Source organism: Candidatus Kryptoniota bacterium (assembly GCA_036567965.1).
Lineage (GTDB): Bacteria > Bacteroidota > Ignavibacteria > Kryptoniales > JAKASW01 > JAKASW01.
Genome location: DATCTN010000030.1, coordinates 238,272 through 261,339 on the forward strand (window position 1 = coordinate 238,272; position 23,068 = coordinate 261,339).

Here is a 23,068-nt window from a genome sequence, read left to right on the forward strand (position 1 = left end):
GATATAGAGATTCAATCCGGAAAATCGAGACCATCGTCGCAACGAAAATTTGAGGCTCAACTCAACGCCCCGGGAACAATCAATGGTCACTCTTCTTGGCATAAGATGCCGGAGCAGTAGTTCAATAGAGCTCACAATTTGTTAAATTCATAAAATATGAAGTCTCTCGATTGTGCAATCTTTTACGAGTGGGAATACGACCGTGACTTTGTGTCCATGCTTGAAGAAAAACTCCGCTCGGCGGATTTAAGTCATGAAGTATTCACGCCCGCAGATTTCGAACAAGTCCGCGCAGGATTAGATCCTAGCCAGCTCTCCTTCAAGACTGTAATTGACAGGGCTTCCGACGTTGACGAGCGATGCGAAGCGGTAATGGCATTTGTAGCGGCGCACGGGACTCGCATAATTAACGATCCGGTCAGAATGCGTCATGCAATTGACAAAGCATCGATGCATCTCGAATTCATTACCGAAGGTATTTACGTGCCATACACCATCATTGTGTCTCCGTTTAATGCCGAGGAGGAAATACGGTTAAGCCTCAGCGAGCTCGCGAAGTTAGGACGACCGTTCATAATAAAGCCAGCAAACACGACAGGTGGCGGGATCGGCGTCGTCACGGGTGCCGAAGATCTTCATGACGTCATCGAAACTCGCAAACACCACAAGGACGACAAGTATCTCCTGCAACAGAGAATAGAACCTGTGGCCATCGATGGGCGAAGGGCATGGTTCAGACCGTTCTACGTCTTTGGCGAAGTGTTCATATGCTGGTGGGATGACCTGACCCATATTTATATTGCAGCGAGTAATGCTGAGATCGAAAAGTTCGGTCTGAGAGAAATGGAGAAAGTCGTGAGGAAGATACACAATGTCTGCCGTCTTGATTTTTTCTCCCCTGAAATCGCTGCAACCTCGGAGGGGAAATTTATTGTTATAGATTATGTGAATGACATGTGCGATATGCGCCTCAAATCAGCCCATTATGACGGCGTGCCGGACGAAATTGTAAATCTAGTGACGGACCGGTTAGTGTCGGAAATAAAAAGTATTGCGGGAAGAGAATAAGTGGAAGACACCGAATTCTTGCCTCACGAAAGCGGGTATAACGACGCGGTGTTTTCCGTGGTGGATGTCGAAACGACGGGAGCGACGGCGGCGGATGACAGGATAATCGAGTTTGCCGCTTTCAAAGTGAGAGGCGGAAAGATCGTGGACGAATTTTCGACGCTCATCAATCCGGGCCGGCATATTCCGAACTTCATCAGGAACATGACCGGGATCAGCAATGAAATGGTTTACGGAGCTCCGTCGTTCAGCGGGACGGCCGTCAAGATCGCAGAATTCCTGCAGGGCACTGTCTTCACCGCTCATAACTCACCTTTCGATTACGGATTTGTGAAGAGCGAGATGACAAGGGCGGGGATAGATTTTGACATGCCCCAGCTCTGTACCAGGAAATTGAGCTCCAGGATACTTGCAGATCTGCCGAGGAAGGCGCTCGATCAGGTGTGCCATCATCTTGGCATCAGGATAAATAACCGCCATCGCGCGTTCGGTGACGCGCGCGCAACGGCGCATTTGCTCGTTGAACTTCTCGAGCTGATTGTAGAGAAGCATGAAATTGTCACGCTGGAAGAGTTGCTGCGTTTTCAGAGCATTCCTCACAGGATCGATCCGCATAAGAATCAAAACGTTTTTCGAAAAGCAATGGCAACGGCACCCAATGCTCCAGGGGTATATCGCGTGCTCGGCCCCTCGGAGGAAGTCATTTACGCAGGGAAAGCCAAGAATCTAAAAATGCGGATGGCTTCATATCTTACGGAAAATGCGAAGGACGCCGACAAAATACGGAGAATGCTTAGAGAGGCCGTTTCAGTCGAATGGGAGAGAACATCGTCTGAGCTGCATGCGCTGCTCAGGGAACTTCAGCTGATACGACGACTCAAACCGCCCTTTAACTCACAACTTGTCAATTCACGTCGTTTCCCGTTCATCAAGATTTCATCTTCGTTGGATTTCGACCGGCTCGATGTGGTCTATGAATTGGAGGAGGAAGGGAAATACTATGGCCCTTTCGAAAATTCTTATGTAGCAGAACAGGTTCTATCAGCGGCCGACCGCTACTTCAAACTCGTGAAATGCGATAATGAATTCGTGGAACCTTTCGACCCCTGTCTCTATTTCTACATCGACCGGTGCATGGCCCCGTGCAGGGGGGACATCACGAACGATAAGTATAGCGAAGAGGTCCGTGCCGTGGAAGAATTCCTGTCGGGCTCGTTCGATAAACTCACTAATGATCTGAGGCTTCGTCTCGATGAACTCTCGAAAAAACTTGAGTTTGAAGACGCGGCAGAACTGCGCGATCTGATCGCAGTTCTTGAGAGGACATCACTTCGTCTCAAGCTTATTGACGGACCGGTAACAAGGGCAAACTTTCTGTGTGGATGGCTTAAGGGCGAGTGTTATGAGCTTTATAGGGTCAAACGCGGCCTCGTTACAGGCCCGGCCATAGTGCCTGCGGGAGAACTGGTGAGCGGCCTTTCCACACTTCTCAACGAGTCTTCCGTAATTTCAGGCGACTACGTTCCATTGCGGATCCTCCTGAACCACTCGCTCAAGGAGCAAAGGGGATTCATCAAGATTGGTCTTAACACTCATCAGGATGTTGAAGAGCTTGCCGCGAAAATAAAAACCGCTGCCGTGTAATCAGTCGACAGCGGTTCAAAATTAATTGGAGATAAATCGGGGCTAACTAAAGTTGCTTCAGAAAATCCTTCGCTCTTGTAGCGTATTGCGATTTCGGGTCGACTTTCACGAGCTCCTCCCAGGTCGCCCGGGCCTTATCTTTGTCTCCGAGGCGAACATAGGTCATACCTAACATCAGGTACGCGGCTCCCCGCTTCCAACTTTTCGGGTAACTGAGTGCGGTGTTGAACGCGTCCAATGCATCATTGTATTTCCTCATGGCGTAGTAGCACTCACCCAGCCAGTAATGGGTGTTGCTCAGCATTGAGCTGTCCACAGAACTCGCCGCCAGGTTTTTCAGGTCCGCGACCGCATCTTTGTATTTGTGCGACTTGAATGCCGCGAGCGCGCCGTCATACTTCCGTTGGAATTCCGATTTCGTGGTCACTGTTGTTTCGGTCATCGATTGTTTTTCGACTTCCGCTCTCCTGGCGATTAAGTCTCTGTTGATTTGCTTCTGCACCGTCAGTTCGGAATCGAGGGAAGTGGCGCGGTTCTGCAAATCGACTAAGTCCCCCCACTGCTGACTGCTCTGACCAAGCTTGGATGTCAGGTCCGCAACCTTGGCATTGAGCGCCTTCTTGTCTTGCTCTAGCTGAGCGTTCGACTTCCTCAAGCCGGCGTTCTCCGTTTGCAACCTCTGATTATCTGTCTTCACGGAATCAAGCGTCGCTGACTCGGCTGTAGCCTGGGCTGCCTCTTCACTTGTGCCACATCCGCTCAAGAACAAACCAGTTGCAAGCAAGACACTTACGAAAATGAATGATGCCCCCTGCAGTAGAAGTTTCATATATTTTCCCTCCTCGAAGTTTTGGTTTGCGAACTCGAATGAAGTTAGAACAGCACCCCCTAAAAGTCAAGAAAATATGTCAATCACAAGGTGGACAAGGAAATGGTACACGCATATTAATCGTCAGAGTGGATATTTGAATTCCCGTGTCACCACAATTCGTTAGTCGCGGTGTATGTTGGCTTTTTTCTGTTTGAATAGATAGATTCTAACGATGATTCGCAAATCGGACGATCCGGACCGTGGCACGGGCAGTGGTTTCCTCAAGTATGAGTTCCACGTTTTAAGGAGCGCGAGGGAAAATTACGGGATAGAGGATCCATTTTTCGGAATTACGGGCGACGTCGTTTTCTCGAACCCGCAAGCAGCACAGAAGTTTGCGTCAGCCGTCAACGATAAGAAGAACTCCGAACGAGACAAAAACCGATCAGCCGCTAATCTGGAGACGAAACAGCTCAGCCCCTCGGAGCTGAACGCACTCGGGTTGATGCATGAGATACTTCATTTCATTGTCGACGCCTACGTGAGCGATGCGAATCCCTCCGCGTTTCAAAATCTCCAGAACTGGATTTTTGAAAGGATAGGTCCGGCTCAAGCGGAAGGATGCTGGGGGGAATTCGTCACGATGTATCCACCAACACCGGTCTACAAATCGCAAATCGCTCCCGTCGAGTACCTGAGAGGGAAGACCGCCGGAACTGATAACAGACATATCGTCCTCGCAGAGCTAATCCTGCTTTGGTTGGAGAATCGAAATCCTGCTTACGATCCGATCAGGGAGCTGATTGACGATTCCAAATTGAAAGCGAGGACGAATTATGAAAACGTTCTTGACGACACCAGGAGATTCTTCGAAACTCAACCAGGGTACGGTCCTGGTAACGATTCACTTATTAACATGCTCCTCGCTCCGATCGAGGCTCATCCTGAATCTATAGCGGATCAACTTCAGTTCATCGTGACGAAGTGGAGAGAAATTCTCGCGCGCTCTCCCTACCTACTTCGCTTGCTTGGCGCAATCGACTTTATCCGTGAAGAAGGCAAATACTATCTGATGCTCGCGCAGGCGAATGCGGATAAATTGAAAATACCCGGAGTTCGCCAGTCACAGTTTGCCGGTTTTGGCGACACGGGGTCGGCTCCGGTGCTGGAGTTTCGAGACTTGGAGCCGGAGAATTTTAGTGCTGATCTCAACTGGATGCCACGGCTTGTGCTCATTGCGAAAAATGCATACGTGTGGCTCGATCAGCTTAGCAGGAAATATGGCCGTTCGGTTTATCGTCTCGATCAGATCCCGGATGAGGAGCTCGATGTTCTTGCCGACAGAGGATTTAGCGGGCTCTGGCTCATAGGAATCTGGCGGCGAAGCCATGCCTCGGAACGAATCAAGCATTTAAACGGCAATCCGGATGCGATCGCGTCCGCCTATTCACTCGACTCATACGACATTTCGGACGATCTAGGGGGGGAAGAGGCGTATCGTAATCTGCGAAATCGTGGTCTAAGCCGGGGGATAAGGCTTGCGAGCGACATGGTGCCGAATCATATGGGAATAGACTCTCCCTGGGTAATCGAGCACCCCGATTGGTTTCTCAAATCTGACTTTCTCCCTTTCCCAGGCTATTCGTTTAACGGACCCGATCTAAGCAGCGATCAGCGCGTAGGTGTTTTCCTCGAGGACGGATATTGGTCCAAGCGCGACGCGGCCGTGGTGTTTAAGCGGCTCGACAGATGGACCAATGACGTCAGATTCATTTATCATGGAAACGACGGCACACACATGCCATGGAACGATACCGCTCAACTCGATTTCACGAAACGCGAGGTACGAGAAGCAGTCATTCAGTCTATTCTTCACGTCGCACGACTCTTTCCGATTATCCGCTTCGACGCCGCGATGGTCCTGAGCAAAAAACATTATCAAAGACTTTGGTTTCCTGAACCCGGGACCGGCGGCGCCATTCCGTCTCGTTCTAATTTTTCGATGACCAAAGAACAATTCGACAGCGTCATACCCGTTGAATTCTGGAGAGAGGTAGTTGAAAGGGTCCAGAAGGAAGCTCCCGACACACTTCTGCTCGCGGAAGCATTCTGGCTTATGGAAGGTTACTTCGTCAGGACACTGGGTATGCATCGTGTCTATAACAGCGCCTTCATGAATATGCTCAAGCGTGAGGAGAATGCGAATTACAGGCAGGTACTTAAGAACATACTCGAGTACAACCCGCAGATACTCAAGCGCTTCGTAAACTTTCTGAACAACCCGGATGAGGAAACCGCTATCGCGCAGTTCGGAAAGGACGACAAGTACTTTGGCGTTTGTATCATGATGTGTACTATGCCCGGCCTTCCGATGTTCGGTCACGGGCAGATCGAAGGGTTCACCGAAAAATATGGAATGGAATATCGTAAAGCGTACCGTGACGAATCTCCCGACGACAATCTGGTGGCCAGGCACGCCCGCGAGATATTCCCTCTCCTCCGAAGACGGCAGGAATTCAGCGAGGTTGAGAATTTTCATCTTTATGATTTTTATTCGGGCAATATTAATGAAGACGTTTTTGCGTACAGCAACAATTATGACGGACGTCGCAGCCTGGTGATCTACAATAATCGATATTCTCACGCTGCCGGCTGGATAACGAAGTCGGTGGGCTTCGTCGATCACGGCGGAAGAATTGTTCAATGTACGCTTGCCGATGGTCTGTCGCTCAGCCGGAGCAGGAAGAGTTATCTGATATTCAGAGATCTTTTGAGCGGGCTCGAGTATGTGCGCTCGACAGGTGGTATCAGGAAGGAAGGTCTTTTTATTGAACTTGGAGCGTACAAGTGCAATGTCTTTGTGGATTTTCGGGAAGTTGAGTCTACTGCCGACAGGCCGTATGATGAATTCTGTACGACTCTGGCCGGCAAGGGCGTCGGCGACATCGATGACGAGTTGGTAAACTTCAAGCTTAGGGAAGTGCATACTGCGATCTACGAAGCTGCTAACGCCGGCAGCCTGAGATATCTGACTGAGCCGCTTGGAAGAGGAGGCTCAATCCAAAAATGGAATGCTGCGCTGAAACAGAAAACCGAGCGACTTGCAGAAGCGGTCAAGAACTATCTCCGTTCACGAGCCGGGACAGAGGGCTGGGTTCAGGAGAAACTCAGACTCTTCAAAATATTGACATCAATCCCAACGGTCACTACGAGTACTGCTACAAAACGCTATTTCAAGAATTGGACGTCAAGCAATCCGGATCCGACGCTTCCAGGTTTGAGATTGACTTTGATTTGGATGTTCATCTCAGGTATTGAAAAGCTAAGTGATGACAAATCGATAACCGCGTTGAGTCTCACACATGACTTGCGGCTTGATGCTCAGATCAGGAAATGCTTCGGAGAACTTGGCGTAAGTGACGGCCTGTTACAGTATGAGATGAGAATTCTAAATGAGATTCTGGGTGATTTGGGAATAGAGGATCATCTTGAGGCAAGGCTTGAGGTTACACTGCTGACGCTGCTCCGGCGGATTACGACGCAGGACCTTCTTGCTGTGCACGAATATGAAGGTTCACGCTGGTTCAACAAAGAGAGATTCCAGGAGTTGTTGAGTCATGTCGCCATCACGACGGCCATCACCATGTCTGCACGGCACCGTGGTGGTTCTCTGGAAACATATTTGGGCGAAGCGCTGGATGAGTCAGCCAGCTCCGCATCAAAGCTGGAAAAGGCAGCATCGGAGGTAGGTTACAAGTTCGATGAATTTATGGGTACGCTCGAGCCAGCAATTAATGAATCGAAAACATCCATGAAGAGATCGCGCTGAGTTGCCTGAATGATATCCTGCTCATTCTCCTTGAGAATTCCGGGATGAGCTTGGAAAATATCTGCGGCCCGCGATTGACGGGCAAAGGAACAGCATCTCTCCATATTGCTTTTTCGCTTCGAAAGTGAAAACTTGTTGAAGCGGCCAGATTGAAAAGTGTAACGGAGCCTTGGCGCGAATGCGAAGTTTTCCGTGGCGAGCACGAACTACCTGGAATGATTTAGCGCAAACCGTCTCGAGGGCATGAATTAAGTAAACAGAAAGGAATTCTTGTGCAGTCAGATCTCAGTGAATCCTCGCAGAAAAGTTATTTCGTGTCCATAAGTATAATTGGACTCCTCTTTTTCATATTTGGATTTGTTACCTGGCTTAACGGATCCTTGATACCATTTCTGAAGATCGCCTGTGAGCTCAACCAAGCCGAAGCATATTTGGTTTCACTCGCATTTTATATTTCATACACGCTCATGGCACTCCCGATGTCGGCCGTTTTACTTAAGACCGGCTACAAGAACGGAATGGTCCTCGGGCTGGTCGGCATGGCGGTCGGCGCGCTAATTTTCATTCCCGCCGCACATACGAGAATATATGCCATTTTCCTTCTTGGACTTTTCGTAATGGGAGCCGGATTGACAATCCTTCAGACTGCCTCGAACCCTTACATCGTTGTGATCGGTCCGAGGAAGAGTGCTGCGGTGCGAATTGGCTTCATGGGGGTTGCCAACAAAGCGGCGGGTGTCTTGAGTCCTTTGATATTTACTGCACTTATGCTGCATGGGATAAGTCAATACAGCGATGCCAATCTGAAGTTGCTCAGTTCTTCTGATAGAATGAATGCGTTCAACGAGTTAGCAAATCGACTAATATGGCCGTACATAATAATGGCGATAATTCTTGTTTTGCTTGCTGCGATGATAAAATTCTCTCCGTTGCCTGAATTAAACACTGACGATGATGAAACTACCGGTAGTTCAGTGACGGACAGGACCAGCATCTTCCAATTTCCTCATCTGATTCTCGGAGCAATCGCTCTTTTCTTCTATGTGGGAGTTGAGGTAATGGCGGCGGATACAATCGGTCTCTACGGAAGATCTCTCGGTATCTCGTTCTTCGGTAAGCTCACATCGTACACAATGGCGTTCATGGTGATAGGCTACTTGGTGGGGATTGTTACGATCCCAAAGATAATCAAGCAGGAAACCGCTCTCGTTTTGTCTGCAATACTGGGACTTCTGTTTAGTCTCGGAGTAATGCTGACTTCAACCACCAGCTTCGGCATTTCCGGGATCCTGCTCGGCTGGCTTGGCGTTTCTCCTGTGCCGAACTCCGTTCTCTTTGTTGCAATGTTGGGTTTTGCGAATGCAATGGTGTGGCCGACCATTTGGCCGCTCGCACTCGAAGGGCTCGGCAGATTTACCAAGATTGGGTCCGCGATACTTATCATGGCAATTGCCGGCGGCGCAATAATTCCACCGTTGTATGGTCTTCTTTCCGATTCTTATTCACCACAGCTGTCTTACTGGATATTGCTCCCGTCGTATTTCGCTATTCTATTGTATGCTGCTAAGGGACACAAGATGAGATCGTGGAAAACGTCAGGAGTTGCGAGTTGATCATCGGGTCTATACAATAATAAGTCGTCATAATGTATTGGAAAGGATTTGCACACGTGTCAACGTGGGAACAACAAATCTTCACGGATCATAATTTCGGATATCATTGGGGATCCGTTTGTTTTCTCCGCATCTGTGTGCTGATGCCTCTCTCGGGATAAGTGAACTTCTCGCGCGGAGTTCAAGAGAGTCTCATGTAGGCAATGAAGTGATTCGAGAGTACATCCGGAAGCATAGAAGAGAATACACCCACGATCTTCTTGATGAAGCCAACGTGGACCGTGATCCTTATCGGCAGTTTGAGAACTGGCTCGAAGTTGCATTCAAGGCCGAGCTCCCCGACCCTCATGCGATGGTTCTTGCAACTGTGAGTCGCGATGGAAGACCGTCTGCGCGCGTGGTACTCCTGAGAGATCTCGATGCCAAAGGAATAATTTTCTACACGAACTACGACAGCAGGAAGGGATTGGAGTTGGCCGCGAATCCTCACGCCTCTGCCGTTTTCTTCTGGCAAGAACTCGATAGGCAAGTGCGAGTGGAAGGCACAGTCGAAAAAATCACGGAAGCCGAGTCGGATAAATATTTCCGCTCCCGCCCGAGGGAGAGTCAGATCTCCGCCTGGGCTTCGGCTCAGAGTACCATGATAGATAGCCGCGCGCAGCTAGACGCGCTCTTCGAGAAATTTAAAAATGAATTTCGGAATAAATCTGTCCCCAGGCCCCCGAACTGGGGAGGACTTAGACTCTGTCCCGATCGGTTTGAATTCTGGCAGGGAAGACCAAACAGGCTTCACGACAGAATAAAGTACCAACTCATAGATACGAATCGGTGGGAATTGTCACGGCTCGCTCCATGATCGGGAATTCATCCGTTTGATCCCGAAGTTGATCCCGGGCGAAATTTTTCTCGCTTAACCGATGGATTATTGATTTTTTTTTGGCATCTTACATTATCACGTGACCACCAAATTCCTTTCAATATTCGTCTTACTCTTGTGCTCATTTGCTCTTTCGGCAGCAGAAGTCGCACTTTATTCACTTACCTCGTCGAACGAGAAGATGCCCGGAAGAGTCGCCATGAAACTACTTGGTTCCCCGCAGCTGTTGCTTACAACTATTCTCGTGTCGAACGCAGTGGCGGTCTTTTTGCTTACACTGTTAGGTGCGTCGCTGGCAATGGATTTTGCCTCGCAGCTTTCGCTGAACAAGACAATGGCGGTCGTCGTCGAGGTCATTATTATATCCGGCACGCTCATTATCCTCGCCGATGCCGTTCCAAAAGTGATCGCGGCGCGAAATCCAAAGCTCGTCATCCGACTCAGTCTCCCGCTTCTTCTCGCTTTGGTATTGGTCGAAAGCCCGTTTGTCATTCCCTTGAATAAGTTTCTCTCGAGAATAACGGCGAGGAGGAATCGGCCGACCCTGTCGATCGACAACAAAGGCCTCAAAACTCTATCTCAAATTGCCGGTCATGCGGGAGTCATAGAAGAGCAGGAGGCGGAACTGCTTCGAAAAATATCTGACCTCGGGGAGAAGAATGTACGTGGCGCGATGACACCCAGAACGCAGATTGTCAGCGTATCCGTCGACTGCGGGCTCAAAGAAATAGTCGACGCGTTTAATCAAAGCGAACATTCCAGGCTTCCGGTCTACTCGAACGCATCCGACAATATCATAGGCGTGGTCTACGCGAGGGATGTCCTTCCATTGATGAGGAAGAGGAACAAGGGCCGGAAATTTGACACAAGCTCGATAATGAGAAAGCCGATCTTTGTTCCTGAAAGCCAGTCAATCGAAAACCTCCTCGATACATTCAGGTCTAACAGGGTCCACATAGCAATGGTGGTCGATGAATTCGGTGGTCTTGCGGGGCTGGTTACGCTTTCCGATGTCGTAAGGGAAATCTTTGGAACCGGCGGCGAGATGCCGAGGGAAGGAACCCGCGTCGTCAGGCAAAAGGATGGGAGTCTGCTGATTAAAGGCGGGTCAAAGCTCGAGGATGTGGCGGCTGAGGTAGGGGGCCTCGACCTGGATTATCAACCTGAAGATACCGTTTCCTCGCTTCTGATAAGTCGTCATGGGTCTGTACCGAGGGTTGGCACCCGATTGGAAATTGGGAAATTCATTTTCGAGATCGAACAGGCCACCCCCAAAGCAATTCTCCAGGTCAGGCTCCGCCAATCGGATCCGCTTCCGGTTGAAAGGAGCGATTAAAGTCAAACCGATAATTTTCCTGGTGGGCTTCATGGGAAGCGGAAAATCCACAATAGGCCCTCAGCTCGCAAGGAAACTCCGTTACACATTCATCGATCTGGACAGAATGATAGAGGCGAATGAAAAGTCCGTTGTGTCCGAAATTTTTGCACGGAAAGGCGAAGCGTATTTTCGTGAGCTTGAATCCAGGACTCTCGATGAAGTATGCAAAACCGGAGGCGGACTCGTCGTTGCGCTGGGAGGTGGGGCCGTGACTGATTCGCGAAACAGAACCACGATGAAGAAGTTCGGCACGACCGTGTACCTTGAAACACGTTTTGAAAATATATTTGAGAGAGTCAAGAGGGATTCTTCAAGACCGATGCTCCTTGGCCCGGACAGCAACCGTCTCGATGAACCGGCGTTGAAAGCAAAGATTCGTTCGCTTCTATCCGGGCGGGAACGGTTCTATCTCGAATCTGATTTAAGAGTTAATACGGCCGACAAGACCGTCATACAATGTGCGAAAGAAATCGAGGCGAGACTAAGGGGGATGTAAACATGAGTGTGCTGAGCTATCGCGCAAATGCATCGCGTGTCCAGATCCATATCACGGACTCGAACTCAATTCTGCAATCTGAAATTCGAGGAGCACCGAAGCCGGCTGTGGTCGTGGATTCAAGAGTGGCGGAGCTTTACCGTGAACTGCTTGTTGACATCGAGAGTACCGGCGAAGCGGTTGTGAAACTGTTTGATTCCAAAGAGGAGAACAAGACGCTTGCAAAAGCGGAAGAGCTCCTGGACTTTTTCCTTCAACAGAACATTCGCAGGGATTCTGTTCTCTTTGCTATCGGGGGCGGAATTGTCGGCGATCTGGCCGGATTTGTCGCAGCGATTTTCCAGAGAGGGATTGAGTACGTTCACGTCCCAACTACACTCCTGGCGATGGTAGACAGTTCCGTCGGTGGAAAAGTCGGAGTGAACAACAGTTTCGGAAAGAATATGGTAGGTGCGTTTCATCAGCCGAGATCGATTCTGATGAATACCCGGTTCCTTGACACGCTGCCTAAGGAAGAACTTGTCTGTGGACTTGGCGAGGTCGTGAAGTACGGTGTGCTCAGGGGAGAAGCGTTCTTCGATTTCCTGGAAACAAATCATGCAAGACTCCTCAATAGGGACAAGCGTACACTTCAACGGACGATCAAAATGTCGGTTGAAACAAAGAAGCGATATATCGAACGGGATGTGAGGGAAACCGGGATCAGGGCGCATCTCAACCTCGGACATACGATCGGTCACGCACTTGAATCCGCCACCGGGTATGGGACGTTCAAACACGGTGAGGCAGTTCTGATAGGTCTCGTCGCTGAGTCACATGTGGCAATGCATATGAAGCTCCTTCGGCCTTCGGGGTTTGAGCGTATCCTCACAATGGTGAGACAAATCGCGCAACACAAGAGCGCACGGGTCTCCATTGATGCCGTAATCAAAAAGCTGATTTTCGACAAGAAAGTAAGATCAGGAAAGGTCCGTTTCGTCCTTCCAGCTGCGATCGGGAAAGTCGTGATAAGAGACGACGTTCCGACCGAAGCGGTCTCGGATTCACTCAGGTTTGTTGCTGCTGACGGTTTCCTTTCGATCGCCTGAGGGTTTTGTTATCATAAAGTATTCGGGAGCAACATGACAACGTATAAACAAAGCGGCGTCAACATAGACGAGGCGGAAGAGCTCGTCGGTAGGATCAAACCTCTCGCGAAAAGGACTTTCAATAATGACGTATTGTCGGAGATAGGTTTCTTCGGCGGATTCTACAACGGCAAATTCAAGGGATACAAAAATCCCGTGCTTGTTTCGAGCGTCGACGGCGTCGGAACGAAAGTGAAGATCGCGATTGAAATGGGTAAGCACGACACTATCGGTCAGGACCTCGTCAATCATTGTGTGAACGACATCGGGGTTGGGGGCGCGAAACCGCTTTTCTTCCTGGATTATTTTGCGTGCGGAAAACTAAACGCCGATGTAGCGGAACAGGTGATTACTGGACTCGCAACCGCCTGCCGGGAAAACGGCGTCGCACTCATCGGCGGTGAAACAGCTGAAATGCCTGGCGTGTATTCGGAAAAAGACTACGATTTAGCAGGCACCATTGTCGGCGTCGTGGATAAATCGTGCGTGATAGATGGGAGTAAGGTAAAGAAAGGAGACGTGCTTCTTGGAATACCATCGACAGGACTGCACACAAATGGATACTCGCTTGCGAGGAAAACGCTGCTGTCTCAATACCATCTCGACACTCACATCGACGAGCTTGGTGAAACTGTCGGAGAAGCGCTCCTGAGAACACACCGGTCATATTCTGAACTGATTAGGTTTGTCACCGCGAAGTTCACAGTCCACGGGATGTCGCATATTACGGGAGGAGGAATTGTCGGGAACACGATCAGGGTGATTCGAAAACCTCATGAGTTCAATGTAACCTGGGGAAGTTGGGAAGTGCCGCCGATCTTCAGAATGATTCAATCAATCGGTAATGTCCCCGACGAAGACGCGAGACGAACATTGAATATGGGAATCGGATTGGTCATAATTGTTCCACCCCGGGACGCCGATAAGGTGATATCAGCGCTGAAGAAGAAAGGCGAGACAGCATTTCCAATCGGTGAGGTTTTAAAATAGAAAACATTTCTTGAAGACCCGTGCCACTCGTCTCACATAAGATTTCCCGGATTTGCAGAGCCGTAGTTTACTGCATCTCAAGGAAGGTGATGTGAAACTGTGAGTGGCTCAGGCGGCAGGGGGCGCACACCTTGAAGACCAGGATTCATAAGAGGCGACCTGCGAAGATTCGCAAACCTTCGCAGGCTGCCCAAACAATTACCAGATCTTAGCTCTAACGTCTTCCGCTCTGTACATGGGGTCAGCAGGCTTGCATCCAAACGCATCGTAGAATGGAGGGAAATCAGAAACCGGTCCATTGCACCTATACTCGTTTGGAGAGTGCGGGTCTACTATTATCCGCTGCCTCAGCGCCTGGGGTGTATCATTCTCGCGCCACATCTGAGCCCATGCAAGGAAGAACCTTTGCTCGGGTGTGAATCCGTCTATCTTTTCCGGACGCGATTTTCCTTTCAGAGTGTTCTCGAATGCCTGGAACGCTATCGAGACGCCACCGAGGTCCGCGATGTTTTCACCTTCAGTTAGTTTCCCGTTGACATGGAGAGAGTCGAGGACAGTGTAGCCGTTGAACTGGTCAACCAGAATTTCCGCTTTCTTCTTGAAATTCGCCTCGTCGTCAGCAGTCCACCAGTTCGCGAGATTGCCCTTTGCGTCGAACTGGCTTCCTTCATCGTCGAAGCCATGTGTCATCTCATGTCCTATGACCGCACCCATACCGCCGTAGTTGACCGCATCATCCGCATTCGGGTTGAAGAAAGGCGGCTGCATAATGCCGGCAGGAAAAACTACCTCGTTCATGAACGGGTTGTAATACGCGTTGACAGTCGGCGGTGTCATTCCCCACTCGGTCCGATCGACCGGCTTGCCGATCTTGTTGATCTCATAATCGGTATTGAATTCATTTGCCCGAATCACGTTGAGAACGTAGGGGCCTCTGTCTATTTTGAGTCCAGCATATGACTTCCACTTATCCGGATAACCGATCTTGTTAACTATCGCCTTGAGCTTGTCAAGTGCTTGCTTTCTAGTCGCTTCACTCATCCAGCTTAGGTCCTTTATTCGTTCTGAGAAAGCGGCCTCCAGATTATTGACCATCTCGAGTGCACGACTCTTTGCCGATGGGGAGAAATTCTCTGCGACGTAAAGCTTACCTAGTGAGAAGCCGATCGATCCGTCGACCTCGCCGAGAACTCGTTTCCATCGCGGCTGGAGCTCCTTGGTCCCCGTGAGGACCTTTCCGTAGAAATTGAATCTCTCATCGACGAATTTCTGCGAAAGGTATGGCGCCATTGCATTGATCAGGTGCCAACGCAAATAGACTTTCCATTTCGCGATCGGAATTTCGGCCAGCATTTTTCCGACTTCCGAAAGGAATTTAGGTTGAGAAACGTTTATCTCATTGACATCATGGAGATTATATGATTCGATATAACGATTCCATGAAAAGTCAGGAGTGATTGCGTTGACTTCGGTAAGTGACATCATGTGGTACGTCGCCTTGGGGTCGCGCTGCTCAACACGAGTCATCGATGCTTCAGCCAGGCGGTGCTCGATGGTCATGATAGTACTGGCCTCATCCGCTGCGGTGTCATTCGGGTCTCCAAGAAGTGCGAGCATTTTTTCCACGTAGTTCGAGTATTCACCCAGGATTTCCTGGGATTGTTTGTCGGTCTTTGTGTAATAGTCACGATCGGGCAGACTCAATCCTGCCTGGTGCACGAAGCCGATCATTCTCTCACTGTTCTTATAGTCCTGTTCAGAAGAGAAGCGGAATAGTATGTTCACTCCGATATTCTGGAGATTTGCAATGACTTGCCTCAAATCGTCGAGGTTCTTTATTGACTCTATCTGCCTTAAGTACGGGGTAAGAGGTTCGGCCCCCTGCGATTCAACAGTGTTCGTGTCCATTCCGCTGAAGTAGAAATCTCCTACCAGCTGCGCGTCACTTCCCATTGGCGCATTAGCCTGTGAAGAAGTCTTTTCGGCAATAGAGTGGAGTATGTTCATGTTGCGGTCGTAGAGTTCAGTAAAGCTCCCCCAGCGGCTGAATTCCGGTGGAATGGGGTTTCGTTTCAGCCAACCGCCATTAGCGTACAGATAGAAGTTCTGAGACGGTGAAACGGTTGTGTCAATGTTGGTGGGATCAAGCGGTGGTATCATGGCACTACCTTCTTTAACCTGCGCGCTCGATAATGAGCATAGCGCGAGTGCAATAAGAGTCCCCAGCCCGATTTGACTGAGGTTCAAACGAAAGAATTTCATTTTGGATCCTTTCCATTCGTGTTGGCAAGATTGAAATAGAGACGGGCGCGAACAATTTTGGTTACCGTTTAGGATTCCACGGCCATGTTTGGCAAACAAAAACCTTCCTGATCGAGAACTTTTTACTACTCATTCCTTTCCGTGGACACTAATCGAATGTTGTTATGTTTGCTCAATTTACTAAACGCGATACAATTAACAACCGTTTAGGGAATGCGGCATTGGTTTTTAGCGTTCCGCGACGAAATTGGAGGAAATCTATTTAGTGTTCCTTTGAACGAAAGAGCGAACCAAAGCTGCCGCGGCATGTGGCGGAGTGGCCCTGAAGTCTCGCGACTAGGGCTGTGAAGGGAAGGTGACTTTATCCGGAAATTCTAAGGACTGAAGTGAAGGGTCCGAGCTCCCTCGAATAGATTATTTGTCTCATCTTGATCCGAATGGATGTGATTCTTGGGTAACTCACTCAAGCGCTCTGTCTGACTTCGGAGCATGGAACTCACAATGTCAGCAATTTGCAATTTCATTAGCCATTAGGGCATCGAGTCTAAGATAATGTCTCTAATTTGTGCTTTGCCTTAATAGAAGCGGCTAATTTAAGACACTGCGCAGATAGATTGCATTTTAGGAGGAGTGAAAATAACTTTTACCAGTGACTAGTCTGCAGGGAAAAACCGCAATTGTGACAGGCGGAGCAGTGGGGATTCGGATCGCTGAATCGTTCCTTAGCGCCGGGACCAACGTTGCCCTTGTGTTCAGAAATGCGTCCAGAAAAAAAAGTGTTGACGAGAATTTCGCGCGATTTCCCCATTCATTTCTTTCAATAAATGTCGACCTTTCGGATCATGGTGCGGCGAATCAGGCGACTGCCGCCACGAAAGCGAGATTCGGCAGCGTCGATTTTCTTCTTAATGCACTTGGCGGATGGCTCGGTGGAAAGAAACTTCACGAACATACAAATGATGAACTAGACGAGATGCTTTCGATGGATCTCGTTCCGACGTTCAACATCATGGCTGCCGTAATTCCCGTAATGGTAGAACAACACTTCGGACGAATTGTGAATTTCATCTCGCTCCAGGTCTTCGGAACGGGGAAAGGGAACTCGGTTTATGTCGCCTCAAAATCGGCGGTACTCGCGTTGACGAAGGCCGCGGCAGAAGAATACAAGAATTCCGGAATAGCGGTGTATGCGGTGGCGCCATTGACAATTGACACGGAGAGCAACAGGAAAGGGATGCCCGGAGCTGACACGAGCAAGTGGGTCACGATCGATGAGATCGTCGACTCGCTCTTTTTCTTGTGCGGGGCCGGAGACTCATCTAACGGAACAGTAATAAAATTCCCGGGGAAATTATAATGACGCTAAAAGAGACCATTGACAACCACATCAAAGTCGCCATGCTCAAGCGGGATTCAAGGCGGCTTGACACCTTAAGAATGATCAAAACAAAATTGGTCGAGAAAGAGGTTGAAAGGCGCGGGACGGGAAGCGGGGTGACGGCCGAGGATGAAATGCAAGTGCTCCTCACTTCCGCCAAAATGCGCAAAGAGGCAATTGAAGAATTCGACAAAGCAGGAAGAAAAGATCTTGCGGACAAAGAGCGGGCAGAGCTTGAAATAGTCCAGGAGTATCTTCCGAAGCAAATGAGCCGCGAGGAAATCGTGAAGTTCGTGGCTGATCTTGCCGTCAAAGTCGATGCGAAGACGCAGGCCGATTTCGGCAAGCTGATGAGTGCCGCGATGAAAGAGCTGAAAGGCAAGGTCGACGGCAAAATTGTTCAGGAGGTAGTTAAAGCAAAGCTGGGATGACAACATGGTAAGCGGGTTCGACATTATTCTCGTTACAGCCCTTGTGGCTTTTACTGTGAATGGATTTGCTAAAGGTTTGATAAGCAAAGTCCTCTCACTGGCAGCGCTTCTGGGTGGAGTGATTATTGCCGCAAAATACGGCATGGACCTATCACAATTCTTGAGCAGGCTCGTCGGAATCGGCGACATACTGAGCGGCGTTATCTGCATTTCGCTCATCTTCATAGTATTGTTTGTCGCCGCAGGGATGCTCGCGCGAGCATTCAAGAAAATCTCGATCATCCAGATCTGGGACAAGACGGGCGGAGCTGTTTTCGGTCTCGTGGAAGGAGCGCTGATCTTGAGCCTGCTCCTATTGCTTCTCGCAGTGTTCGACATACCGGCGCCCGGTCCGTCGCTCGACAGATCGTTTTCGTACAAGCCGCTGAAATCATTTGCACCGACTCTGTACCGTTCGTTCCTATCCAGATCAAGCGTCGAGTATTTAGACAGATTCTTCTTTTCCGGACAATCCGAGAATAAATGATCCAACGCTCGGAAGAACTTCAACACTCGTTCGAGAAACTGGAATTTCCAAAACTTTTATCTTACCTGAGGTCGATCTGTCAAACTGAGATCGGGTCGCAGTATTTCGACTCGCTGCCGGTATTTTCCGATAAGGGCGGACTCGAGAAGGAGTACCGGCTTGTCGATCAGGCCCATTCGCTCTGCGTGGGAAATGTGTTCCCGGACCTGACAGGAGTGAAAGATGTCCGGGGTTCACTTGCACGCGCGTCCAAAGAGGGTAGCTTCATTTCAGGAAAGGAACTACACAACGTTGCACATTTGCTCCACGTCGTTGATCTCGCACGAAAAAGTCTCCTGAAACATAAAAACGACCTCTCCGACATATCGGAGATCGGATTCAGGCTGTACCCCGATACTATTTTGGGGTTCAATATCAACCGGGCGATCGACGACGAGGGAAACGTACGAGATGGAGCGAGCAAGGAGCTTCACACGATACGAATCAGCCTCAACCGTGTCCACGGAAACCTGAGGAAGAAGATCATTTCGATTGCCCGCTCGTTCGCGGAAATGGAGTATTCCGAAGATGACATATTCACCCAGCGCGATGGACGACTGGTTCTGCCGGTGAAGTCTGAATTCAAAAGACAAATTCCCGGTCTGATTCACGGTTCGAGCGCAACGGGTCAGACGGTATTCATTGAACCCTCGGAAGCCGTGGATTTGAATAACGAGATAATCTCGCTGCAGTTTGAGGAGCAGAGAGAAATCGAGAGAATTTTGAAAGACCTCACTGAAAGGGTGAGGGCCGTAGTTCATCAGCTCCTTCAAGATGTCGAGGTGCTTGCTTATTTGGATTCGCTTTACGCGAGGGCAACATATGCGATGAGGCTCTCCGCGATAGTGCCTGCGGTCGGGTCTACGAGCGTTCCGAGGCTGGTAAAAGCGCGACACCCGCTCCTCGCAATCAAAATGGGGAGGGACAAAGTAGTACCGGTCGACATGTTTCTCGATGATGCCACGCGAGTTGTCGTCATAAGCGGACCGAATTCAGGCGGGAAGACCGTTACGCTGAAAACAGTGGGTCTGTTTGTTATTTGCAATCTCACCGCGATACCGCTTACCGCTGATCCCGGCACCGAGTTACCGATCTACGAGCGTATTTTCACCGAGATTGGCGACGAGCAGTCCATCGAGAACGACCTGAGTACTTTCACTTCCCGTATCAAACATTTTGTAGGCGTGCTCGCGGCCGCTGACGAGAAATCTCTCGTCCTCGTGGACGAGTTCGGGGAAGAGACCGAGCCTGCCGAAGGAGCCGCGCTCGCCTCTGCGATCCTCGAGGAGTTGCGTGATGCAGGTGCGATGTCTTTCGTGACCACTCACAATTCCGGACTCAAGGTTTTCGCGAGCGATGCGAAGGCGATGATCAACGCCGCGATGGAGTTCGATCAAAAGACGCTTACTCCTACCTACAAGCTCGTGCTCGGAAGGCCCGGATCGAGTTACGCCTTCGAAATCGCGCAGCGTACGGGAATTAGTGTGCACATAATTGATCGCTCCCGCAAATACGTCGGCGAGGGACGGGCGAAGCTTGAAAATCTCCTCCTACGTGTTGAGCAGCTCGAAAACGAATTGCGGGACAGGGTAGCCGAAATAAAGAAGGAGCAGGAGCTTGCGGAGACGATGCGCCAGGAATACGAGCGCAAGGTTCACAGCGCAAGGAAGGAAGCGTCCGAGATAAAGTCGAAAGCCGTCGAAGAATCTGAAAGAATTGCACGTGAACTCAACAGCACGATTGAGAATCTTGTGAGAGAGATTCGAGAATCAAACGCCGACAGGGAGATCATAAAAGAAGCACATGCGAAAGCGGAGGAAGTCAAGAAGTCGCTGTCCGAAATGAGAATCAAGGAGACGTCGAAGAACAAACGGTTCGGCATAGGCGACCAGGTTGTACTCAAAGGCACTCTTCTTGCCGGGCATGTGACCGAGCGAGCGAATGACAAGGGAGAGCTCGTGGTCGACGTGAACGGATTGAAGATGCGGGTTCACGAAAGCGAACTCTCCGAAACCTCGGAAAAAAATCTCAAGAGGGATCAGACGGCCGTCGCCGTGCAATCAGGAATTTCAACAAAGGTCGATATCAGGGGAATGAGACCGTACGAGATCCAAACCACGGTAGAAAAGTTTCTTGACGCAGCTTATCTTGGCGGGCTCACACAAGTCGAGATTGTTCATGGCACGGGCACAGGGTCGTTGAAGCGGGCAGTAGAACAGCTCCTGAAAACTCATCCATTTGTGTCCACGTTTCGAGCCGGCGAGTATGGCGAAGGTGGACAGGGAGTCACAATCGTAACACTCAAAGCAGAGTGAGGTGGATAGCGGTCGTCCCGCACGGCCACTTCGGCATATGACAAGAGACCTCAGGAAAATTCTCGTCGCCAATCGCGGCGAGATAGCACTGCGAATAATGCGCACGATCCGTGAGATGGGGAGAGCATCGGTCGCCGTTTACTCGGACGTAGACATCGCGATGCCTTTTGTGTCATATGCGGATGAGGCTTACGCGCTCGGGGGAAATGACGCGCGCCAGACTTATCTGGACATCGATAAAATTGTCTCTATCGCGAAGAAGGCAAAGGTCGACGCAATTCACCCAGGCTACGGATTCCTTTCGGAGAATGAGGAGTTCGCGCTCGCTGTTGAACGGGCCGGAATCGTGTTCATAGGACCGGGTCATGCGGCAATAAGATCTATGGGTGACAAGACAGAAGCGAGAAAGCTCGTCGCGCAGAGCGGCGTCCCGATTGTGCCGGGCACATCAGATCCCGTTGCTGATGTGCAGGCTGCCGTGAAGGTCGCGTCGCAGATCGGATATCCGCTCATCATCAAAGCGGCCGCGGGCGGTGGTGGAAAGGGAATGAGACTCGTGTCCGAACGGGGTCAGCTCGATTCAAGTCTCAGGGGGGCACAATCGGAGGCGCTTTCGGCATTTGGAGATGGTAGAGTTTTCATCGAGAAATATGTTTCGAATCCGCGGCACATCGAATTCCAGATTCTCGCAGACGGGTCGGGAAATGTCATTCACCTTTTCGAAAGAGAGTGTTCGATACAGCGTCGGCATCAGAAAGTTATCGAAGAAACTCCGTCGGTTCTGCTCGACGATAAATTGAGGGAAGAAATGGGGAGCGCGGCGGTAAATGCTGCAAAAGCTTGTGGCTATGTGAACGCCGGCACTGTGGAGTTCATAATGGGCGGGGATGGTAAATTCTATTTTCTCGAGATGAATACAAGACTGCAGGTCGAACATGCTGTCACGGAGATGACAGTCGGCCTGGACCTCGTCAGGGAGCAAATCAATATTGCCGAAGGACGCGCAGTTGATCTCCGGCAGGTCGACGTGAAACGAAAGGGACACGCCATCGAATGCCGTATCTACGCCGAAGACGTTTATAATGATTTTCTTCCGGTCACAGGTAAGTTGAAACTCGTGCGTCCGCCTTTCGGTAACTGGGTCAGAGTAGACTCAGGCGTGGAGACGGGAAGCGAAATATCTGTCTTTTATGATCCCATGATCGCCAAGCTGGTCGTGTTGGATACCACGAGAGATTTGGCGATTCGGAAAATGATTCGTGCGCTGAGTGAGTTTGTAATCCTGGGAGTTGAGACGACAATTCCGTTCTGTAAGTTCGTGATGGAGAGCGACGCCTTCATTCGCGGTGACTATTCGACTCACTTTGTCGAAGAATCGTGGAACGGACGAGGCGCACAGATGGCAGGCGGAAAGAGAAACGGCCTTGAAGTCGCGGCGATCCTGGCCGCGTCTGAACTCTCTCGCAATCCCGACGAAACCGGACGCCAAGGTGGAACCGTCACAAAGAGATCGACATGGCTGGATGGGAGGTTCGATTCCTGATGCCTGGAATTCTGATTGGCGACGAAATCATCCGTTTCCTCTCGGAGAACGGAACGGTGGTGATCAACAGCAAAGTTACAGGTTACCAGATCGTGGCCGACCGCGATGGGAAGATGATAATCAAACTCGGCGACTCAATCAGAGAGGTGTTGTACTCGACTGAAGCCGGGACAACGGAATTCTATTTACAAGGCACCAGGAGCTCCTTTAGGGCGTTGACTGACCGCGCTTTGCTTCTCAGGACTCTGCGGCCGGCGGAAGCAGATGCAGGATTGTCTGCCGATTTGAAAGCCCCGATGCCCGGTATGGTGGTAAGGGTCAGCGTCAGGGAGGGAGAGAAAGTGGCCAGAGGAACTCCCATGGTGATCCTCGAAGCGATGAAGATGGAAAATGAGATCAGAGCTCCGCGGGACGCATTTGTCGAGAGCGTCGCGGTCAGAGAAGGGATGGCCGTCGAAAAGGACCAGGTCCTGCTTAAGCTTCGCTAAATTTTTTCATACACCTCCCGAATGAGGAACTTTTTTCGCCGGGGGGTATTGAAAGATATGAATGACTGATATATATTTTTCGCTGAGGTTCTTAGAGAGGACTGCAGTTGAGCAGCACCAGAGTTGTAAGGTATTCTGATATTATCACTCAACCTATTTTAATCGTTTAATTTCGGATGATCACCCGCGGAGAGTTCTCTTCACGGCGATGGCATCATATTATACTAGTTTCATGTCTCACCATTATGGAGCA

The 23,068-nt window shown here is 50.1% G+C and carries 17 protein-coding genes; 15 read left to right on the top strand and 2 right to left on the bottom strand.

The features are described 5' to 3' along the window. Positions 1-156: 156 nt before the first annotated feature. Complete coding sequence (locus VIS48_14725) at positions 157-1,068, top strand: hypothetical protein (protein HEY9167405.1); 912 nt, start codon at positions 157-159, stop codon at positions 1,066-1,068. After that, the gene (locus tag VIS48_14730; GenBank protein HEY9167406.1) at positions 1,069-2,712 is read left to right on the top strand and encodes an exonuclease domain-containing protein; all 1,644 of its coding nucleotides are present in this window, start codon (positions 1,069-1,071) and stop codon (positions 2,710-2,712) included. It begins immediately after the preceding gene. Positions 2,713-2,758: 46 nt separating this feature from the next. On the opposite strand, the gene VIS48_14735 is transcribed toward VIS48_14730, so the two are convergent. Further along, positions 2,759-3,541: a tetratricopeptide repeat protein gene (locus tag VIS48_14735; GenBank protein HEY9167407.1), complete on the bottom strand. Its 783-nt coding sequence runs from the start codon at positions 3,539-3,541 to the stop codon at positions 2,759-2,761. Between the two features lie 214 nt (positions 3,542-3,755). Here VIS48_14735 and VIS48_14740 point away from each other — a divergent pair, with 214 nt between their 5' ends. The 7 genes from VIS48_14740 to purM all read left to right on the top strand — a co-directional run bounded on the left by VIS48_14740 (position 3,756) and on the right by purM (position 13,833). Continuing rightward, positions 3,756-7,352 (top strand): alpha-amylase family glycosyl hydrolase, encoded by a 3,597-nt coding sequence (locus VIS48_14740; GenBank protein ID HEY9167408.1) that lies wholly within the window; start codon positions 3,756-3,758, stop codon positions 7,350-7,352. A 272-nt stretch (positions 7,353-7,624) separates the two neighbouring features. Continuing rightward, positions 7,625-8,965 carry a sugar MFS transporter gene (locus VIS48_14745; GenBank protein ID HEY9167409.1) on the top strand — a complete coding sequence of 447 codons (1,341 nt, stop codon included), beginning with the start codon at positions 7,625-7,627 and terminating at the stop codon, positions 8,963-8,965. Positions 8,966-9,176: 211 nt separating this feature from the next. Further along, on the top strand, positions 9,177-9,821 hold the full coding sequence (gene pdxH / locus VIS48_14750) for a pyridoxamine 5'-phosphate oxidase (protein ID HEY9167410.1): 645 nt from the start codon (positions 9,177-9,179) through the stop codon (positions 9,819-9,821). 100 nt (positions 9,822-9,921) lie between these two features. Then, positions 9,922-11,178: a hemolysin family protein gene (locus VIS48_14755; protein HEY9167411.1), complete on the top strand. Its 1,257-nt coding sequence runs from the start codon at positions 9,922-9,924 to the stop codon at positions 11,176-11,178. Between the two features lie 31 nt (positions 11,179-11,209). Continuing rightward, complete coding sequence (locus VIS48_14760; GenBank protein HEY9167412.1) at positions 11,210-11,716, top strand: shikimate kinase; 507 nt, start codon at positions 11,210-11,212, stop codon at positions 11,714-11,716. A 2-nt stretch (positions 11,717-11,718) separates the two neighbouring features. Beyond that, on the top strand, positions 11,719-12,804 hold the full coding sequence (gene aroB / locus VIS48_14765; protein ID HEY9167413.1) for a 3-dehydroquinate synthase: 1,086 nt from the start codon (positions 11,719-11,721) through the stop codon (positions 12,802-12,804). A 33-nt stretch (positions 12,805-12,837) separates the two neighbouring features. Beyond that, a complete protein-coding gene (purM, locus tag VIS48_14770; GenBank protein HEY9167414.1) occupies positions 12,838-13,833 on the top strand; it encodes a phosphoribosylformylglycinamidine cyclo-ligase in 996 nt (331 codons plus the stop codon). 198 nt (positions 13,834-14,031) lie between these two features. On the opposite strand, the gene VIS48_14775 is transcribed toward purM, so the two are convergent. Further along, positions 14,032-16,095, bottom strand: a complete 2,064-nt coding sequence (locus VIS48_14775) for a M13 family metallopeptidase (protein HEY9167415.1) — start codon at positions 16,093-16,095, stop codon at positions 14,032-14,034. Between the two features lie 679 nt (positions 16,096-16,774). Between VIS48_14775 and VIS48_14780 the strand changes: the two genes are divergently transcribed. Genes VIS48_14780 through VIS48_14805 form a run of 6 tightly spaced genes read left to right on the top strand, consistent with a single transcriptional unit; the run spans position 16,775 to position 22,815 of the window. Next, entirely contained in the window at positions 16,775-17,452 is a 678-nt protein-coding gene (locus VIS48_14780) for an SDR family oxidoreductase (GenBank protein ID HEY9167416.1), read from the top strand. Further along, a complete protein-coding gene (locus VIS48_14785) occupies positions 17,452-17,904 on the top strand; it encodes a GatB/YqeY domain-containing protein (GenBank protein ID HEY9167417.1) in 453 nt (150 codons plus the stop codon). Before VIS48_14780 ends, VIS48_14785 begins: the two co-directional genes overlap by 1 nt. A 4-nt stretch (positions 17,905-17,908) precedes the next feature. Further along, complete coding sequence (locus VIS48_14790; GenBank protein ID HEY9167418.1) at positions 17,909-18,430, top strand: CvpA family protein; 522 nt, start codon at positions 17,909-17,911, stop codon at positions 18,428-18,430. Next, on the top strand, positions 18,427-20,784 hold the full coding sequence (locus VIS48_14795) for an endonuclease MutS2 (protein ID HEY9167419.1): 2,358 nt from the start codon (positions 18,427-18,429) through the stop codon (positions 20,782-20,784). Before VIS48_14790 ends, VIS48_14795 begins: the two co-directional genes overlap by 4 nt. Before the next feature lie 37 nt (positions 20,785-20,821). Next, on the top strand, positions 20,822-22,327 hold the full coding sequence (locus VIS48_14800) for an acetyl-CoA carboxylase biotin carboxylase subunit (protein HEY9167420.1): 1,506 nt from the start codon (positions 20,822-20,824) through the stop codon (positions 22,325-22,327). After that, positions 22,327-22,815, top strand: a complete 489-nt coding sequence (locus tag VIS48_14805) for an acetyl-CoA carboxylase biotin carboxyl carrier protein subunit (protein HEY9167421.1) — start codon at positions 22,327-22,329, stop codon at positions 22,813-22,815. Before VIS48_14800 ends, VIS48_14805 begins: the two co-directional genes overlap by 1 nt. The last annotated feature ends 253 nt before the right edge of the window (positions 22,816-23,068 follow it).

What these genes read in the sequence shown, in the direction of transcription:
- VIS48_14725 (HEY9167405.1), top strand. Translation starts at nt 157, where the DNA reads ATGAAGTCTCTCGATTGTGCAATCTTTTACGAGTGGGAATACGACCGT.
- VIS48_14790 (HEY9167418.1), top strand. Translation starts at nt 17,909, where the DNA reads ATGGTAAGCGGGTTCGACATTATTCTCGTTACAGCCCTTGTGGCTTTT.
- VIS48_14760 (HEY9167412.1), top strand. Translation starts at nt 11,210, where the DNA reads ATGGGAAGCGGAAAATCCACAATAGGCCCTCAGCTCGCAAGGAAACTC.
- VIS48_14785 (HEY9167417.1), top strand. Translation starts at nt 17,452, where the DNA reads ATGACGCTAAAAGAGACCATTGACAACCACATCAAAGTCGCCATGCTC.
- VIS48_14735 (HEY9167407.1), bottom strand. Translation starts at nt 3,541, where the DNA reads ATGAAACTTCTACTGCAGGGGGCATCATTCATTTTCGTAAGTGTCTTG.
- VIS48_14775 (HEY9167415.1), bottom strand. Translation starts at nt 16,095, where the DNA reads ATGAAATTCTTTCGTTTGAACCTCAGTCAAATCGGGCTGGGGACTCTT.
- purM (HEY9167414.1), top strand. Translation starts at nt 12,838, where the DNA reads ATGACAACGTATAAACAAAGCGGCGTCAACATAGACGAGGCGGAAGAG.
- VIS48_14795 (HEY9167419.1), top strand. Translation starts at nt 18,427, where the DNA reads ATGATCCAACGCTCGGAAGAACTTCAACACTCGTTCGAGAAACTGGAA.
- VIS48_14800 (HEY9167420.1), top strand. Translation starts at nt 20,822, where the DNA reads ATGACAAGAGACCTCAGGAAAATTCTCGTCGCCAATCGCGGCGAGATA.
- VIS48_14805 (HEY9167421.1), top strand. Translation starts at nt 22,327, where the DNA reads ATGCCTGGAATTCTGATTGGCGACGAAATCATCCGTTTCCTCTCGGAG.
- VIS48_14740 (HEY9167408.1), top strand. Translation starts at nt 3,756, where the DNA reads ATGATTCGCAAATCGGACGATCCGGACCGTGGCACGGGCAGTGGTTTC.
- aroB (HEY9167413.1), top strand. Translation starts at nt 11,719, where the DNA reads ATGAGTGTGCTGAGCTATCGCGCAAATGCATCGCGTGTCCAGATCCAT.